Below are 17200 nucleotides of genomic sequence, written 5' to 3'. Positions count from 1 at the left end.
CGGCTCGGCCACTTGCGCGGGTCGAGCCGGAGGATTCGGGGCATGATTTCGCCGATCTGCCCCAGGTTGCCCCACGATCTGCCCTGTTGCGGAGCGTGATCATGCGGCAACGTTCCTGCCCTGAAACACCGTGACCCTGGCTTGGTTTCCCCTGTCCGAGCCAGGGTCGCGCCAACTTCGGCGACTGGAACCGTCTGATGCGTGCTTGCGTCCGTATGCATGTGCTCAGGTCTGGTCGTCGTACGCTGTCCGCGATGCGCGCCCGTCTTCTCACCGCCCTGCTCGCGGCCCTCGTCCTCTTCCCGGCCGTTCCGGCGCGGGCGGACACGCCGGAGTTGCCGGACCGAATCGCCGCCGCCTGGCGGACCGACCATCTGTCCGTCGACCCTCGGTTGGCCGGCGGAATTCCCGCCACCGAGCTGACCCGGATCCGCGCCGCGATGCGGACCGCGGGCACACCGGTGTACGTCGCGATCGTGCCGTCGACGCCGCCGCTCCGGGAGGTGTCGTACAACATGCCGACGCTGCTGCACGCCCGGATCGGTACGCCGGGCCTGTACCTGCTCGCGGTGGTGAACGGCACCTACTGGTCGATCAGCGCGGAGCTGTACCGGGCGGGCGGGCTGCGGGGCCGCGAGCTGGTCAGCGTCCAGAACGACGACAAGCAGCGCCTCGACGTGGTCACGGACCGCCCGGCGCCGCCGATCGTGCGGACCATCCAGGAGGCGTCGACAGCACTCGACGGCCGGCCGCTCCCGGCGGTCCCGGCGGGTGACCTCGAGCCTCCGCACGAGTACAGCGACCACGGCCTGTCGACGACCGACAAGGAGGACCGGTCGGCGTACATCGGGATGGGGATCGGCGGGTTCCTCGGGTTCGTGCTGACGCTGTTGCTCGGGCTGCGGCGGCGCCGGAAGACGACCCCCAAGCGCATCAAGCCGCCGGCCAAGGACGACCCGCCGATCGACACGTGGGACGTGCAACTCAAGGCCGACGACAGGATCAAGGCCGCGGAGCGCGCCGTCGCCCGGCTCGACAGGCGGCGCAACCGGACGACGGCGCAGCTGGACCGGCGCGACGACGCGTACCGCAGGCTGGATGCCGCGCGGACCCTGCGTGCCGATCACCCGGAGGACCTGCTCGCCTCGGCCGGTGCGCTCATCCTCGCCCGGCAGGCCGAGCGGGTCGCGTCCGGAGCGGCCTTGCAGCCGCCGTGCTTCTTCGACCCGACGCACAACCCCGGGACGGCGACGGTGGACTGGTCGGACGACGTCGAAGTGCCGGCGTGCCAGCAGTGTGCGAGCGTCGTACGGCGCGGGAAGACGCCGCGCGGGCTGCGGGTCTGGAGCAAGTCGGGGCTGCTCGGCCACGACCGCAAGCAGGTGCCGTACTGGACGCTCGAGCCGGACAACCCGATGGTCGCGAGCGGCTTCGGCGCGCTCTCGGACGACCTGCCGGAGCGGGTCGAGGCCTGGAAGGACGAGGTCCGATGAGGCGGTTCCTCCTGGTGCTCACGGCGACGGTCCTCCTGCTGACCGGGACCGCCTGGGCCGCCACGCCGGCCGATCCGCGGATCACCGGCGCGGTCGCGGCCTGGGCAACCGGGCCGCTGTACGTCGACCCGGACTACACCTCGATCGCCGACACGAACGAGATCGACAAGGTGGTCGCCGAGGCGAAGGTGCCGGTGTACGTCGCCGTCGTACCGACCGGCGAGTGGTTCCCGGAGCGCGGCGACACCGAACTGCTGGCCGGCCGGCTCGCGGCCGCGAACGGCAAGCCCGGCGTGTACGTCGTGATGGACGGCGACCGGACGTACGGCGTCGCGCACGAGATCGCCGCCTACGCACCGGACTGGACCTTCGGGACCCGGGACCAGTCGATGAGCAGTCAGCTCGCCGACTACGTGCACGGGATCGAGCAGGACCGGACCACGCCGGAGCCCGCCCGGACGACACCGACGCCGACACCGGCCCCCGAGGCCTCGTCGTCGTCGACCGAGGACAAGTTCACCGTCGGCAAGGCCCTCGCGAACGGCGCCGGCGGCACCGTGCTCGGGATGATGGGCGGCGGCGTCCTCGGCGGACTCGTACTGATCGTGGCGGCGATCGCCACCCCACGACGACGGAAGGGACGCTCGTGAAGGCCCGGATTCTTCTCGCTTGTCTGGTTGCCGCACTGACCACGATGGTCGCGGCGCCGGCGCAGGCCGCACCGGCCGGGACACCGGCGGAGCGGGCGCACGAGATCGCGACCGCCTTGCTGAAGGACTCGTTGTACATCGACCCGGCGTACAAGACCGCGCTGCCGGCGAACCTGCGCGCCGACGTGAAGAAGAAGGCGTCCGCGCTCGGGTACCCGACGTACACGATCATCCTGCCGCTGACCCCGAGCGACGAGTTCGAGGGCAAGGAGGAGAACGTCCTCACGCTGGTGATGGACGCGCTCCGCAAGCCCGGACTGTACGTCGTGGTCGACGGCGGCAGCCGCTTCCCGTGGTACGAGACCAAGGACCTGCCGCAGGTCAGCGACGAGAAGCTCAACGCGTCCCGGCAGCGCGCCTTGGACGACACCGGGTACGACGCGGGTCCGACCGAGGTGGTCGCCCGGATGTATGAGCTGCTCGCCCAGCCGGGGATCCCGAAGACCTCCCAGCGGCCGGACCGGGGCACGCCGACGCACCGCGAGGACTCAGGGTCGGGTGGCCACGGGACCGTCATCACGCTCGGCATCGTCGGCGGCCTGCTCATCCTGGTCGCGCTCGGGCTGGTGATCGGGCGGATGCGCGGATCGGGTTCGGCGCCGGGCCGGCAGAAGACGTTCCGGATCCCGCCGCACGTGGCCGCGACCGTGGCGGCCGAGCGGCGCCGGAAGCTGACCCGGGACACGACCGCCGAGCTCACCACCCTGGGCTCGCAACTCGCGGCCCTGCCGACCACCGAAGGTGCCGGGCTGGTGCACCAGCAGGCGGCGCTCGACGACCACGCGGCTGCCTCGAAGATCCTCGACGCCACGTCGCCTGACCTCGTCGACCTGGTCGGCGCGATGGTGCTGCTGGACAAGGGCCGTCGCGAGTACGACGCCGCCGTCGCGACCGCGGCCGGCCGGCGCGCGGCCGACGTACCGGAGCTGTGTGCGTTCAACCCGCTGCACGGGCGGTCCACCGGGCGGCCGACGAAGGTCGAGTCGAACGGGACCACGCTGACGCTGCCGCTGTGCAACGAGTGCCGGCAGGCGCTGCGGCGCGGCTCGGCGCCGGCGTCGCTGCCCGGTAAGGACGGCCCGTACTGGTACGAGGACTCGCTCTGGGCACGGACCTTCTTCGGCACCACCGGCGACGACCTGGCCTCCGCGGTGTCCCGGGGCGAGCTCCATCGGTAGCACCCTGAGCAGCAGTCAGGGTGGGCTCGGGGGATCTGCCGGATCCTCCGGGCGGCCCTCGGAGCCTACTGTCGTTGCGACAACGCGGGTGGGCTCGAGAAGAGGCGGACGATGGCGGAGAACAAGCAGCTCGGAGTGGTCCTGCTGGTAGCGGCAGCCGGGCTGGCGTTCTGGCAGTTCGGGGGCCGGAACTCCGACGACACACACAAGGTCGACGACAAGATCAGCACCGTCCAGCTGGCCGCCGGCCACTCCGACATCACGATCAGGGTCTCCGACGACAGTCAGACGACGGTGCGGGAGAAGCGCAAGTACTGGTTCTTCAAGCACGGCGACGCGTACTCGGTGCACGACGGCGTACTCAAGCTGGACGGCGACTGCGGCTGGCAATGCACCGCCGACTACGAGGTGACCGTCCCGCGCGGCACGAAGGTGACCGGTGAGAACGGCAGCGGCGACGTACAGCTGACCGGCGTCGGCGGCGTCGACGCGAAGTCCACCTCGGGCAAGCTCGAGCTCCGCGACATCGACGGCGACGTCAACCTCGACCTGACCTCCGGCGACGTGTCGGTACACGGCCTGAACGGCAAGCTCGACGTGAAGGCGAACTCCGGCGACATCGAGGGCAAGGACCTGAAGGGCGGCCCGGTCGACGTCGAGACGACCTCCGGCGACATCGAACTGAGGCTCGCCGAGGCGAACGACGTGAACGCCAAGGACACCAGCGGCGACGTCGAGATCACCGCCCCCGGCACCGACTACAAGGTCAGCACCGACTCGAAGAACGGCGACGTCGAGAACAAACTCGGCAACACCGACACCGGTTCGCACTCCGTCTCGGTGCGCACGACGTCGGGCGACATCGAGCTCCGGACCAGCTGAGCGGCTATTCCTTCACGTCGTGGTGGTGTTCCTCGACCACCCGGTATTCCTCTTCGACGGCCGGGTCGATGGCGTTGGTCTCCACCCGGCGGCGGCGGTTGGTGATGTAGAACGACAGCAGGATCCCGGCCAGGCCGGCCAGCATCAGGATGTAGCCCACCACCTGCAGATTGACGGCGTCCCAGCTGTCCCGGACCGCGAACGCCAGGACAGCGCCCACCACCATCAGAAAGATCCCCACACCGATACTCATCGACGTCCTCGCTTCCCTCCGGGCCGCGGCTGTCTGACGCCCTCCCTGTACCCGATCGGCAAACTCCTACTTGCCGCCGGACAGCACCAGTTCCAGCCGGTCCGGACCGCCCGGGGTGATGGTGACCGGCACACCCCAGTCCTGACGGTGCATGTGGCAGGCCGGGAACTCCACCGCGGCGGAGTCGTCACAGGAGGCGGCCTGGACGGCTACGTGCAGTACGCCGGAACCCGCGTGCGGATCGACGACCAACCGGCGTACGAGATCCGTCGAGTCGCCGGCGCCTTCGCGGAGCAGGCTGTCCGGGGTGGACGAGACCAGCAGGCGGGTCGACGGACCGTAGCGGTCGTCGAGCTTCTGGCCGGGCGGCGGCGTGAAGACGACCTCGAGGGTGACCTCGCCGGACGCCAGGTCCATCGGCGGGCGCTGGGTCCGGGTGCTGAACTCGTCCGCCACCGCCGACGCGCCGAGCGGGATCCGGGTCAGCCGGTGCGCGGCGGACTCGACCACCAGCAGTTCGTTGCCTACGACAACGGAACCGCTGGGCTCGGCCAGCCCGGTGGCCATCGTCTCGACCGTCGCGGTGGCCGGGTCGTAGCGCCGTACGGCGCCGTTGTACGTATCGGCGATCGCGACCGAGCCGTCGGGCAGCACCGTGACGCCGAGCGGGTGCTGCAGTAGCGCCTCGCTCGCCTTGCCGTCGCGCAGCCCGAAGTCGAACAGCCCGGTGCCGACCGCGGTGTGTACCGCCGTGTCGATCCAGCGCAGCGCGGAGATCTCGGAGTCCGCGAGCCACAACCGCTCCCCGTCCGCCGCGAGCCCGCTGGTCTGGGCGAACCACGCCTCCTCGAGCGGCCCGTCCTTCAGTCCTTCGTTGGTCGTCCCCGCGGCGACCTCGGTCACCCCGCTGAACGGGTCGAACGTCCACAGCTGGTGGACGCCGGCCATCGCGATCCACACCTTGCCGCGCCACCACGCGACGTCCCACGGCGAACTCAGTACGTCGGTCCCGTCGCCGTCCATCCACTGCTTGCCGGTCCCGGCCAGCGTCGTCACTTCGCCGCTCTGCAGGTGGACCCCGCGCAGGGCGTGGTTGACCGTGTCCGCCACGACCACGTCGTACCCGGTCCGCGCCGCGACCTCGTCCGGGAGCAGTACCAGCCCGTTCGGCTCGGAGAAGCGCGCCTCGGAGTCGCCGCCGTCCACGAAACCGCGCTCGCCGGTCCCGATCCGCCGTACGACGGTCGTCGCGTCCGCCGCGAGCTCCACGAGGCTGTGGTTACCGGCATCCGCGACCAGGAACCCGTTGTCCAGCGCAACCACCTTCGCCGGGAACCGCAGGTCGGTCGGCTCCGCCGCGGGCGCGACGTACGGCGACTTGCCCCGGGTCAGCGTGCCGGCGGCCTCGTGCTCGGCGACCAGCTCGGACAACAGCGCGTCCAGGGCATGCAGATGCCCCTCGCCCGAGTACTGCGCGACGATGTAGCCGTTCGGATCCACCAGGACGAGGGTCGGCCAGGCGCGGGCGGTGTAGTTCTGCCAGGTGACGAGCTCCGGGTCGTCCAGCACCGGATGCCCCACCTCGTACCGCTCGACAGCGGCCCGAACCGCCGCCTCCTCGCCCTCATGCGCGAACTTCGGCGAATGCACCCCGACGATCACCAGCGCATCGCCGTACTTCTCCTCCAACGGCCGCAACTCGTCCAGCACATGCAAGCAGTTGATGCAGCAAAACGTCCAAAAATCGAGCATTAAAAACCGCCCCCGGAAGTCTGCCAACGCCAACTCCCGGCCGCCCGTGTTCAACCACCCACGACCTCGCAACTCCGGCGCACGCACATGCATGCGTCCATTGTCCGTGACCGCCCAACCGCGCGGATCAGCGAGGCAGGATCAGGGTGTCGGTGAGGAGTTTGGCGGTTTTGCGGAGGGTGGCCGGGGAGGATGAGAGGTCGGTGGCGAGGGTGTAGGGGGTGAGGGACTCGCCGGGGCCGACCAGGCGGTGACGGTGGGCGATCAGCCAGACGATGGCGCGGGGCCAGGTCGAGAGGCGGGCCTTGGCGAGGAGGTCGGGGGCTTCGCGGACCAGGCGTTCGGCGATGTCGAACGCGTCGGGGGCGTACGCCGTACCCAAGGTCTCGCCGGCCATCAGCCAGGCGTGCGGGGCCAGCACCGAGAGGGTGGCGGCCTGGTGGTTGTCCAGGCCCTGGAGATCGGGCTGCGGCGGCGTGCCGAGGCCGGCCAGGGCGCGGTAGGCGTCCTCGAGGTCGTTGGTGGTGTCGTCGAGGAAGACGCGCTCGCCGGGCTTCGAGCCGACCGGGTCGATCATCGCGGCCGCCTCCAGCGCGGGCTGCCAGACGTCGACCGCGTCGACCGCCTCGTCGACGGTGTCCAGCGGCAGGCCGCCCCGGTCGCCGGCGAACTCGAGCCAGGCCTTCACCACGGCCGGGACCGCATCGAAGTAGGTGCTGTCGGCAAGCACTTTCCGTGGCAGCCAGTGCGCCAGGAACAGCTCGACCAGCACGCCGCTGACCCGCAGCGGACCGCCGACGGTGTGGTCGACCGCGTGGTCGATCCACAGCCGCACGATGTCCGGCGCGTCGTCGGGCAGGCCGCCGGCGAACCGCGACTCGAGGAACTCCTCGACCAGTTGCTCGCGCTGCCGCGGGGCCAGCAACGGCCGCATCGGCGGGCGGACCGGGCGCTCCGGCATCTGGGTCAGCCGATTCACCAGCAGGCCGGTGAAGAACTCGAAGTCCTCGCTGACCGGCGGATCGTCGAAGTCCCGGGTCTCGCCGAGCGCCTGCAGGATGATCCCGGCGGCGATCGGCGGCCGCACGGTCCGGATGGTCACCCGGCCGCCGCGCTGGTACGCCTCCAGGACGCGGTCCACCGGCGGGCCGACGAACACATCCTTGATGATCGCGCCGAGGTTGTTGTCGATGAACACCACCACGGTGTGCGGATGCTGCTCGTCGTCGTAGTCCAGCACGACGCTCAGCCCGTCCCCCGTGATGTCCTCGGACACGATCGCGCTGGTCAGCCGGAACCCGGCGATCCGGGTCACCCACTCGGGCACTTCGTCCTGCGTCCGCAGGCGCGACACGTGCGCCCGCTGCAACGGCAGCCGACCGGCCGGGCCGACGGTCCGGGCCAGGCTGGTCAGCAGTACGAAGGACTCCAGGTCACGGCGCTCACCGAGCACCCGGGCTGCGTCGGCCCAGAAGAAGCGCTCCACCTCACCGATCTCGTCCGGACGCCCGGCCGGCCACAGCTGGTCGGCGAGCATCGCCGCCGAACGGGCCACGGACGCCTCGGCGATCACCGGGTGCAGCGCGGCCGGCACGGCGGCCAGATCGAGGGAAAGCGTTTCCAGCAGGGTCTCCAGCACAGCGACGCTCGGCGTGGTGTCGACATCGACACCCGCCGGCGGCGCGTACGGTTCGCCGGGATCGGAGCCGACGAGCCGCAGGTGGCTGCGCCGTCCGTCCCGTCCACTCGGAGACTTGGTCACCTCCGTGAGATTACCGTCCGGAGCCACTCCCCCGCAGGCCCCTGCGCGCGCCCTGTGGACAACTCAAGGACGACGGCCCGTGCGCGGGTGCGCACGGGCCGTCGCTGATACCGAGAGGTTCAGCCCTTCAGCGCGCCCGCCATCAGGCCGCCGATGAACCAGCGGCCGAGCACGATGTAGACGATCAGCGTCGGCAGCGAAGTGATCAACGCACCCGCCATCGAGGCCGCGTAGTCGACCTTCTGACCGCCTGCCAGCGCCGCCAGGCCGAGCGTCACCGGCCCGTTGTTCTGCTGGGTCAGGAACAGCGCGAACAGGAAGTCGTTCCAGACCGAGGTGAACTGCCAGATCAGCGTCACCACGAACCCGGAGATCGAGATCGGCAGGATGATCCGGAGGTAGGTCTGGATCAGCCCGGCGCCGTCCACCCGGGCCGACTCGATGATCTCGTTCGGTACGACGGTGGCGTAGTAGTTCCGGAAGATCAGCGTGCAGATCGGGATGCCGTAGATGCAGTGCGCCACGATCAGCGTCGGCACCCCGCGGGTGACGTCCAGCTCGGTGAACGTCGTACGCAGCGGCAGCATCACCGCCTGGTACGGGATGAACATCCCGAACAGGATGAACGCGAACACGATGTTCGCCCCCGGGAACCGCCAGCGGGCCAGCACGAACCCGTTCACGGAACCGATCAGCGAGGAGATGATCGCGGCCGGGATCGCCAGCGACAGCGACCGGATCATGTACGGCTGCAGCACCTCCCAGGCCTTGCGCCAGGGGTCCAGCGTCCAGGTCTTCGGCAGGTTCCACTGCGAGGCCGCGGTGGTGTCGCCGGAGGTCTTGAAGCTGGTGATCAGTACGACGTACACCGGGATCAGGACGAACAGCAGGAACAGCAGCAGCAGGACGTAGCGAACCGTCCGGCTGCGCCGGGTCGAGCCGTCCGCGATGACGCCCCGACTCTTCGGCGGCTTCCGGTTGACCGCCGCCGCGGCGGTACCGGTCGCGGCGGTGGCGGTGTCGGCGGCGCTCATTCCTCGTTCTCCTGCCGGACGGTGTACGCGATGTACGGGATGACCAGGACGGCGACGACCGCCAGCAGCACGATCGCGATCGCGGCCGACTTCGCCTGGTCACTGCGCAGCAAGGTGTTCCACATGTAGATCGCGGGCACCTCGGTACGGAACTGGTTCGGCCCGGTGATCGCGTAGATCAGGTCGAACAGCTTCAGCGACATGTGCCCGAGGATGATCAGCGCGGACAGCGCGATCGGCGACAGCTGGGGGAACAGCACGTGCCGGTACAGCTTGAACTCGGATGCTCCGTCCACCCGGGCCGCCTCGCGCAGCTCCGGCGGGATCCCGCGGAAGCCGGCCAGGAACAGCGCCATGATGTACCCCGACAGCTGCCAGACCGCCGGTAACGCGATGGACGCCATCGTCGTCCATCTGCTCCCGGCGGTCCACCACGGATTCTCCAGGAAATTCAGATGGAGGATCTCGAAGAGCCGGTTCAGGCCGCGGGCGTCGGCACCCTGGGACGGGTTCAGCAGCCAGCCCCAGACGACGCCGGACGCGATCATCGAGATCGCCATCGGGAACAGGTAGATCGACCGGAAGATCGACTCGCCGGGCACGCCCTTCTCCAGCAGCAGCGCCCAGAGCAGACCGAAGATCAGCGTGCCCACGATGAACGCCACCGTGAGCACGCCGAGGTTCTTCAGCGAGTTGAGGAACCGGTCCTCACCGAACAGATGCCCGTAGTTCTCGAACCCGACGTAGTCGGCCGGGCCCTTACGCGCCGTGTGCCGGTTCGTCAGCGAGGTGTTGAAGGACCACGCGATCAACCCGTAGACGAAGTACCCGAGCAGGAGCACGGTCGGCAGCAGCACCAGGGCACCGGGTCCCCAGGTGCGGATTCTTCCGTGCACGCTCAGTCCTCCAACTCGTCAGCTCGCAACTCGCGACACATCAGCTCGTCTTCATCGCGGTACCGAGCGCGGACTGCAGTTTCGCGACGTCCGGGCTGCCGCTGAACTGGCTCAGCGCGGACAGGATGTCGTTGTTCTGCCCCAGCGTGCAGGCCGCACCGTGGGCGCAGGACGGGACGATCTTGTCCTTCTTCCAGTCCGCCATCGCGGTCTGCTGGTACTTCGGGTAGTCCGCCGGGTTGGCGTCCGAACGGGCCGGGATCGAGCCCTTCTTGGTGTTGAACGCCTTCTGGCCCTCGGCCGAGCCGACGACCTTCAGCCAGCACTTCGCACCGTCGGGGTCCGCACCGTTGGTCGGCAGCGTGAACGAGTCGGCCAGGAACTGGAAGTCCTCGGAAGTGCCCGGCGCCGGCCAGTAGGTGTACGCCGTGTCCGGGACCTTGTCCGCGAGCTGCTGCGCCGCGACCCAGTCACCCATCAGCGTGTAGCCGGCCTTGCCGCTGTTCACGTAGCCCAGCGCGTCCGGCCAGTCGATCGCCTCGCGGTCGGTGTTGGTGAAGGTAAGCAGCGTCTTGTACTTGTTCAGCGCCGCGGTCACGTCGCCGCCGGCCCAGTCGGTCTTGCCGTCCCACAGACCCTTGAACTTGTCCGGACCGAGCTCGGCCAGCAGTACGGCCTCGACCAGCATCTCCTGCGCGAAGCCCTTGGAGATCGCCAGCGGCGCGGCCACACCGGCGGCCTTCAGCTTGGTCAGGTCGGCGATCCACGCGTCCACGGAGGCCGGCGCCTTGGTGGCGTCGATGCTCGCCTTCTTCAGGACGGTCGGGTTCGCCCAGACCACGTTCGCCCGGTGGATGTTCGCCGGGATCGAGTAGATCTTGCCGTCGACGGTCAGGTTGTCGAGCAGGTTCTGCGGGAAGGCCTTGTCCAGCCCGTAGTCCTTGTACAACTGGCTGACGTCGTCGACCTGGCCGGCGTTGATGTAGTCCTTCAGCTCGGCGCCGGCGTGCGCCTGGAACGTCGACGGCGGTTTACCCGCCTGCAGGTCGTTCGCCAGCACCTGCTTGGCGTTCGAGCCCGCGCCGCCGGCAACGGCCGAGTTCACGAACTTGTAGTCCTTGCACTCGGTGCCGAACACCGACACCAGGCCGTCCAGACCGGCCTTCTCACCACCGTCGGCCCACCAGGTGAAGACAGTGACGTCCTTGCTCGCCGACGAATTGCCGCCACCGCTGCTGTTGTCGCTGTTCCCGCAGGCGCTCACCGCGAGAAGACCCGCCGCACCCACCAGCGCCAGGGTCTTGCTCAGACCACCACGCATGATTCATTCTCCGATCATTGTTGATGGAGCCGCCTGACAACGATGCCCCCTTGACCGCCCCCACTCTGGAACTGCTACTGGCGAGTGTCAACGTTCCGCGCAGGCGCGTTGCGCAGCCGTGACCCCGCGTGGGCCGCCAGTGTGAGAGCGCGCACATTCCTTGTGCGAACAGAACGATTGCGCACAACGTCAGGGTCGGAGCAGCACCTTGATCGCTCGCCGCTCATGCATCGCGGTGTACCCGTCGGCGACCTCCGCGAGCGGCAACTCCGCGTCGAACACCCGCCCCGGATCGATGGCGCCCGCCAGCACGTCGGCCATCAGCTCCGGCAGGTACGCACGGCACGGCGCGGCCCCGCCGTTCAGCCCGACGTTCCGGCTGAACATGGTCTTGATCGGAACCTCGACCCCGTGCGGTACGCCGACGAACCCGACCGTGGCGCCGGCCCGCGCGACCTCGAACGCGGTCGTCATCGACTGCTCCGTGCCGACGCACTCCAGGACCGCGTCCGCACCGACCCCGTTCGTCAACTCCAGTACGGCGTCCCGGGCCGCGTCGCCGCGTTCGGCAATGATGTCCGTGGCACCGAAGTCCGTCGCCAACTTCTGCCGGGGCTCATGCCGCGACAGGGCAACGACCCGCTCCGCGCCCATCCGGGACGCCGCCAGTACGCCGCACAGCCCGACCGCGCCGTCGCCGACCACGACGACCGTGTCACCGGCCTTCACCCGCGCCGATCGCGCCGCGTGCCAGCCGGTGCCCATCACGTCGGAGAGTGTGAGCAGCGACGGGACGAGCGAGTCGTCCGGCATCCCGGGCGTCGCGACCAGCGTGCCGTCGGCGTACGGGAGCTTCACGTACTCGCCCTGGCCGCCGTCCGCCTTCGCGCTGCCGTAGCCGACCATGTTCTGGCACGCCGTCTGGTAACCGGCGAGGCAGTGCGGGCAGGTCCCGTCGCTGACCACGAACGGCGCGATCACGAAGTCGCCCGGCTTGACGGTGCGTACCTCGGAGCCGATGTCCTCGACGATCCCGACGAACTCGTGCCCGATCGGCCGCGGCTGCTTGACCGGGTTCTCCCCCCGGTACGGCCAGAGGTCCGAGCCACAGATGCACGAGGCAACGACCTTCACCACCGCGTCCCCCGGCCCGTCGATCCTCGGATCCGGGCGCTCTTCCAGCCGTACGTCGAACGCTCCGTGGATCACCGTGGCTCGCATACCGGCCAGCGTAGTTCAGATTGCAACCACCTCGAAAACCACCGACCGCGGCGCGGCGGCCGCGAACTCGTCCGGAGTCGCGCCGGTGACCGCACCGATCCGGAGGAAGAACGGCACGCCGTGCGGCACCTCGGCAGGGAACGCGCGCAGCACCTTCTCCCGGTCCCGTACGTCCTCGAGCGGTTCGAGCCGCACCTTCTGCCGATTCCGTCCTTGGATCAGCACGCCCCAGCCCGCGGCGGACGCGTTCCGGACCCAGTCCGACTCCGGCGCCGGACTGAGCACGTACCGCCGCCCGTCGACGGTCAACGGCGACACCGGCGTGGTCCGCAGCCGCCCCGTCGACCGCCCGGGCACCGACAGCAGGTGGATCGTCCCCGGCCGCATCCCCAACTTGTGCAGCACCTTGACCAGCCGATTCACCGGCTTCAGCCAGCCGGGCAGACCCTGGACCGCCATAACAGCTCCATTTGTTTCGATGATCGAAATATCTGCTTCGATGGTAGAATCTTTCGAGTGTCGAAGCAATCCCTGATCGCGGAGATCACCGGGACGATCGCCAGGTCCCAGGACGCGACCGACCGGGTGGACGCGGCGGCGGCCGGCGTCCTCGGGCTGAACCGCACCGATCTGCTCTGCCTCGGGGTGCTGGTGCGCGGCGGGCCGTTGACGGCCGGGCAGCTCGCGACCGAGGCGGGGTTGAGCCCGGCGGCGATGACGGCCGGGATCGAGCGGCTGGAGAAGGCCGGGTACGCCGGTCGCACCCGGGACGAGGCGGATCGGCGGCGGGTGCTGGTCGCGGCGACTCCGCTCGCGGAACAGCGGGTCACCGAGATCTACGCGCCGCTGGAGAAGCTCGGCTCGGCGCGGCTGGCGAAGTACACGGTCGCCGAACTGGAAACGATCCGTGACTTCCTCGGTCAGGGCATCGAGCTCCAGAACCAGCAGGCGGAGCGCATCCGCGGGCTGGCTAAATAGTCGAGTACCGGCCCCGGCGGTGCACCAGGGCCGGTACGTCGTCCGCGCCGAACTCGACGTGGGCGATTTCCAGCTGCACCTGCAGGCCCCAGCCGATCTCCGGTGGATCCTGGTCGACGAGGGTACAGCCGGCCCACGTGCTGACGCCGAGCGGTGCCGGGCCCCACTCGGTGTCCGTCCAGTCGATCAGCTTGAACGGGCCGCCCGGCGCCGGTGCGACGTACCCGAAGGCGTCGGCCAACTGGCGGTGCGGTTCGCCGAGCAGGGACACCACCGCGGCCCTTGCCTCACGCAACGTCTCCCAGAGGTCCGAGTCCGGGTCGAGCAGCCCGATCACGTACCCGGGCTCCCCGTCCGCGACCAGCATCGACGACACCGTGAGCCCGGCCCGTTTTCCCTCGTACGCCGTCGTCCACAGCCCCACCGGCGACGCCAGCCGCCCGCGGAACCGCCGTACCGGACTCCGCTCGGACTCGGGCGGCAGGAACGGGTGGTCGCCGTGAATGGTCATGGGGCCTCCCGTCCTGGACTGAGGAGCGGAGGGAGCGAAGCGACTGGAGCGACGAGGGAAGGACGGGAGTTACAGCCCCAGGACCCGCCGCGCCGGAGGCGTGGCATGTGCACAGTCACCCCGCCACGGTAACGCGGGGTGGGAGGGTGAACTTGTCGAGCGGGTGCAGGCTGAGACCGCTGGAGCCGCGCACCGACTCCACGGATCCGTCCGCGCCGAACGTGAACCGGTAGTACTCGCCGTACGAGCTGTACCCGTTGCCGCCGGTGACCCGCAGCGCGTCGCCGTCGACCTCGAGCGGCATCGGCTCCTCGGCCGGGTTCGGGCCGGACGGGTCCGTGATGTACAGCCGGCCACCGAGCAGCATCACATCCGTGATGCCCCACAAGTTCGCGAAGCGTCCGGTGAAGCGCTCCAGGCCGGCGGCGTCGCCGCGGTCCTTCGACTCGGCCAGGTCCAGCAGCCGGAAGAAGCCCTCCGTGAGCTGGGACGCCGGGCCGTCGATCGCGTTCGTCAGCACGGCCACGACCAGGCGCTTCGCGGGGTCGACCAGCGTCCGGGTGATGTGCCCCGGGTACCCGCCGCCGTGGCCGAACATCTCCCGGTCGCCGACCTTCGACACCGCCAGCCCGAGGCCGTACCGCGCCTTCTCGTCGCTCCCGGTCGTCCACAGCGGGTGCTGCATCTCACGCTTCGACTTCTCCACCAGCAGCCGGTCGTCGCCGGGCAGGTGCGCGGAGAAGTACGTCACCAGGTCGTGCGCGTTGCCGAAGAACCCGGTCGCCGCGGCCAGTGCCCGGGTGTCGACGTGCTCGATCGGCACCCGCGTGTCGGCGTACGACAGCGCGCTGTAGCCGACCGCGTACTCCGTCAGCCGCGCCGGATCCAGCTCCGGACCGAGGTGGGCGAGCCCGAGCTTGTCGACGATCGAGGTCTGCGCGAACGCGTTGTACGACGTCCCGCTCGCCGCCTCGACGATCAGCCCAAGCAGCCCGAACCCGATGTTCGAGTACTTGAAGCGCTCGTTCTCCGGGATCACCTCCGACGTCGCGTCCCGCAGTACGTCGAGGAGCTGGTCGCGGTCCGGGAACGACGTGGCCAGCTGCCACCAGTCGGCGTCCTGGCTGTCCCGGGTGACGCCGCCGGCGTGCGCGAGCAGTTCGCGGACGGTCCGCTCCCCGATCGGCGTACCGACGAGCTCGGTGACGTGCTGCGACGCCTTGTCGTCCAGCCGCACCCGACCCTGCTCGACCAGCTGCAGGACCGCGGTCCCGGTGAAGGTCTTCGAGTGCGACGCGATCCGGAACAGGTGCTGGTCGGTCAGCGGTACGTCGTTCTCCACGTCGGCGTGGCCGTACGCGGCGGAGAACACCACGCGGTCGTCGGCGTACACCGCGACCTGGACCCCGGGGATCCGCTGGTAGTGCTGGTTGTACTTCAGCCAGCTGTCGTAATAGGCGAGCGCTTCGCGCAGGTTCTCAGGATTCAGGGCCTCACACATGACGCCTAGATTGAATGACGCGGAAGCGACTCGCAACGTAAGCGCCGTCGGTGTATGTCGCGTTGGCCGCCGGATTGGCCCCGGTGCCGTGGAAATCGCTGAACGCGGCGGACTGGTTGACGAACACCTGGCCGGTCAGGTTCTCGGACAGCGCGACACCCGCGTCGAGGGCCGCGTCCCGGGCCTCGTCGAGGACCTTCGGGTCGGTCGAGTAGATCCCGGCCGTCATCGCGCCGTCCTCGGTCACGGTCGACCGGAACAGCTCGATCGCCTGCGCGGTGTCGGCCGTCCTGACCAGGAACGACACCGGCCCGAAGCACTCGCGTCCGTAGACGTCGGCGTCCGCGGCGTCGATCGCGACCAGCAGCGGGGTCCGGACGACCGCCTCCGGGAACGCCGGGTGCTGGATCGCGCGGGACTCGAGCACCACGTCGCCGTACTCGCCGGCCAGCTCCAGGCGGCTGATCACGGCCTGGTTGACGATGCCGCCGAGGATCTCGACCGCGCGGGCGTCGTCGCCGAGCAGCTTGCCGATCGCGGCGGCGATTCCGGCACCGACCTCCTCGAAGGACTTGTGGCCTTCGTCGGTCTCGATGCCGCCGGCCGGGACGAACAGGTTCTGGGTGGTGGTGCACATCTGGCCGGAGTACAGGCTCAGCGTGAAGGCGAGGTTGTTGCAGAGCGCCTTGAAGGAGTCCGTGGAGTCGACGATCACCGCGTTGACGCCGGCCTTCTCGGTGAACACGGTGGCCTGGGTGGCGTTCTGCTCGAGCCATTCGCCGAACTCGCTGCCGCCGGTGAAGTCGATCAGCTTCACCTCGGGGCGCTGGGCCAGCGGCTTGGCCAGGCCGTCGCCGGCGCGTTCGGTGGCGAGCGTGACCAGGTTCGGGTCGAAGCCGGCCTCCGCGAGCACCTCACGGCAGACCTCGACGGTGATCGCCAGCGGCAGTACGGCCAGTGGGTGCGGCTTCACGACGACGGCGTTGCCGGTGACGAGCGAGGCGAACAGGCCGGGCCAGGAGTTCCAGGTCGGGAACGTGTTGCAGCCGATCACCAGCGCGACGCCGCGACCGGTGACCGTGAACGTCTTCTCCATCCGGATCGGGTCACCCTTGGCGGGCTTCTCCCAGGTCGCGGTCGCCGGGTAGCGGTTCATCTCCTCGTACGCGTACGCGACCGCCTCCAGCGCCCGGTCCAGCGCGTGCGCGCCGCCGGCCTGGAACGCCATCACGAACGCCTGCCCGCTGGTGTGCTGGACCGCGTTCGCCAGCTCGAAGATCCGCCGGTGCAGCCGATCGAGGATCTCCAGCGTGACCCCGGTCCGCCCGTCGACCCCGGCCCGCCGCCAGTCCGCCAGCCCGTGCTGGGCGGCCGCGAGCAGCTCGTCCAGGCCTTCCTCGACCACCCGCGGGTACGCGACGTCCATCGCGATCCCGTACGGCGACTGCTCGGTCACGATCGTGCCGCGCGCACCGGGGATGTCCAGCGCGTACGCCGTACCCAGGTGGGCCTCGAAGGCGGCCTTGCCGTCCGCCGCCGCCGTCTCGCCGTACACCCGGGGGCTCGGCGACTCGGGGAACGCGGAGTGGTAGCCGCGGTCGTGGATCGCCTTCAGTGCGCCGTCGAGGCGCTCACGGTGGGAGGAGAGCAGGTCCGTGGTCATGTCTGCGATGTTACAGTCAATGGCGCAACCGGCACTAGGGTGTCA

General features: G+C 69.6%; 16 protein-coding genes. 5 read left to right on the top strand and 11 right to left on the bottom strand.

Features of this window, described 5'->3' with window-relative positions:
• The first annotated feature begins 254 nt into the window (after positions 1-254).
• The 4 genes from AB0M51_RS17605 to AB0M51_RS17590 all read left to right on the top strand — a co-directional run bounded on the left by AB0M51_RS17605 (position 255) and on the right by AB0M51_RS17590 (position 4263).
• The gene (locus AB0M51_RS17605) at positions 255-1493 is read left to right on the top strand and encodes a hypothetical protein (RefSeq protein WP_344194130.1); all 1239 of its coding nucleotides are present in this window, start codon (positions 255-257) and stop codon (positions 1491-1493) included.
• Positions 1490-2143: a hypothetical protein gene (locus AB0M51_RS17600; RefSeq protein ID WP_344194127.1), complete on the top strand. Its 654-nt coding sequence runs from the start codon at positions 1490-1492 to the stop codon at positions 2141-2143. Before AB0M51_RS17605 ends, AB0M51_RS17600 begins: the two co-directional genes overlap by 4 nt.
• Positions 2140-3381 carry a hypothetical protein gene (locus AB0M51_RS17595; RefSeq protein ID WP_344194124.1) on the top strand — a complete coding sequence of 414 codons (1242 nt, stop codon included), beginning with the start codon at positions 2140-2142 and terminating at the stop codon, positions 3379-3381. Before AB0M51_RS17600 ends, AB0M51_RS17595 begins: the two co-directional genes overlap by 4 nt.
• Positions 3382-3492: 111 nt before the next feature.
• A complete protein-coding gene (locus AB0M51_RS17590; RefSeq protein WP_344194121.1) occupies positions 3493-4263 on the top strand; it encodes a DUF4097 family beta strand repeat-containing protein in 771 nt (256 codons plus the stop codon).
• Between the two features lie 4 nt (positions 4264-4267).
• On the opposite strand, the gene AB0M51_RS17585 is transcribed toward AB0M51_RS17590, so the two are convergent.
• The 8 genes from AB0M51_RS17585 to AB0M51_RS17550 all read right to left on the bottom strand — a co-directional run bounded on the left by AB0M51_RS17585 (position 4268) and on the right by AB0M51_RS17550 (position 12961).
• Positions 4268-4516 (bottom strand): DUF6458 family protein, encoded by a 249-nt coding sequence (locus tag AB0M51_RS17585; protein WP_344194119.1) that lies wholly within the window; start codon positions 4514-4516, stop codon positions 4268-4270.
• A gap of 66 nt (positions 4517-4582) precedes the next feature.
• Positions 4583-6361, bottom strand: coding sequence for an NHL domain-containing thioredoxin family protein (locus tag AB0M51_RS17580; RefSeq protein ID WP_363749595.1), 1779 nt, complete (start codon positions 6359-6361; stop codon positions 4583-4585).
• A 34-nt stretch (positions 6362-6395) separates the two neighbouring features.
• Positions 6396-8030: a hypothetical protein gene (locus AB0M51_RS17575; RefSeq protein WP_363749594.1), complete on the bottom strand. Its 1635-nt coding sequence runs from the start codon at positions 8028-8030 to the stop codon at positions 6396-6398.
• Between the two features lie 119 nt (positions 8031-8149).
• Complete coding sequence (locus AB0M51_RS17570) at positions 8150-9064, bottom strand: carbohydrate ABC transporter permease (protein ID WP_344194107.1); 915 nt, start codon at positions 9062-9064, stop codon at positions 8150-8152.
• Positions 9061-9960 (bottom strand): sugar ABC transporter permease, encoded by a 900-nt coding sequence (locus AB0M51_RS17565; protein WP_344194104.1) that lies wholly within the window; start codon positions 9958-9960, stop codon positions 9061-9063. Before AB0M51_RS17565 ends, AB0M51_RS17570 begins: the two co-directional genes overlap by 4 nt.
• Positions 9961-10000: 40 nt before the next feature.
• Entirely contained in the window at positions 10001-11281 is a 1281-nt protein-coding gene (locus AB0M51_RS17560) for an extracellular solute-binding protein (protein WP_344194101.1), read from the bottom strand.
• Positions 11282-11470: 189 nt separating this feature from the next.
• On the bottom strand, positions 11471-12502 hold the full coding sequence (locus AB0M51_RS17555; RefSeq protein ID WP_344194098.1) for a zinc-dependent alcohol dehydrogenase family protein: 1032 nt from the start codon (positions 12500-12502) through the stop codon (positions 11471-11473).
• A 15-nt stretch (positions 12503-12517) separates the two neighbouring features.
• Positions 12518-12961: a deazaflavin-dependent nitroreductase gene (locus tag AB0M51_RS17550; RefSeq protein ID WP_344194095.1), complete on the bottom strand. Its 444-nt coding sequence runs from the start codon at positions 12959-12961 to the stop codon at positions 12518-12520.
• Positions 12962-13018: 57 nt separating this feature from the next.
• Between AB0M51_RS17550 and AB0M51_RS17545 the strand changes: the two genes are divergently transcribed.
• Positions 13019-13480 (top strand): MarR family transcriptional regulator, encoded by a 462-nt coding sequence (locus tag AB0M51_RS17545; RefSeq protein ID WP_344194092.1) that lies wholly within the window; start codon positions 13019-13021, stop codon positions 13478-13480.
• On the opposite strand, the gene AB0M51_RS17540 is transcribed toward AB0M51_RS17545, so the two are convergent.
• The 3 genes from AB0M51_RS17540 to paaN all read right to left on the bottom strand — a co-directional run bounded on the left by AB0M51_RS17540 (position 13473) and on the right by paaN (position 17155).
• Complete coding sequence (locus tag AB0M51_RS17540; RefSeq protein ID WP_344194089.1) at positions 13473-13991, bottom strand: flavin reductase family protein; 519 nt, start codon at positions 13989-13991, stop codon at positions 13473-13475. The two genes, AB0M51_RS17545 and AB0M51_RS17540, sit on opposite strands and share 8 nt — an antisense overlap.
• A 115-nt stretch (positions 13992-14106) precedes the next feature.
• Positions 14107-15492 carry a serine hydrolase domain-containing protein gene (locus AB0M51_RS17535; protein WP_344194086.1) on the bottom strand — a complete coding sequence of 462 codons (1386 nt, stop codon included), beginning with the start codon at positions 15490-15492 and terminating at the stop codon, positions 14107-14109.
• Entirely contained in the window at positions 15485-17155 is a 1671-nt protein-coding gene (gene paaN, locus AB0M51_RS17530) for a phenylacetic acid degradation protein PaaN (protein ID WP_344194083.1), read from the bottom strand. The genes AB0M51_RS17535 and paaN overlap by 8 nt, the downstream gene beginning before the upstream one ends.
• Between the last annotated feature and the right edge of the window lie 45 nt (positions 17156-17200).

The sequence above is a fragment of the Kribbella sp. NPDC051137 genome, from assembly GCF_040682535.1.
Classification (GTDB): Bacteria; Actinomycetota; Actinomycetes; order Propionibacteriales; family Kribbellaceae; genus Kribbella; species Kribbella karoonensis.
The sequence above is the reverse complement of the archived record's forward strand: the minus strand, read 5'-3'. Positions and strand labels throughout refer to the sequence as shown.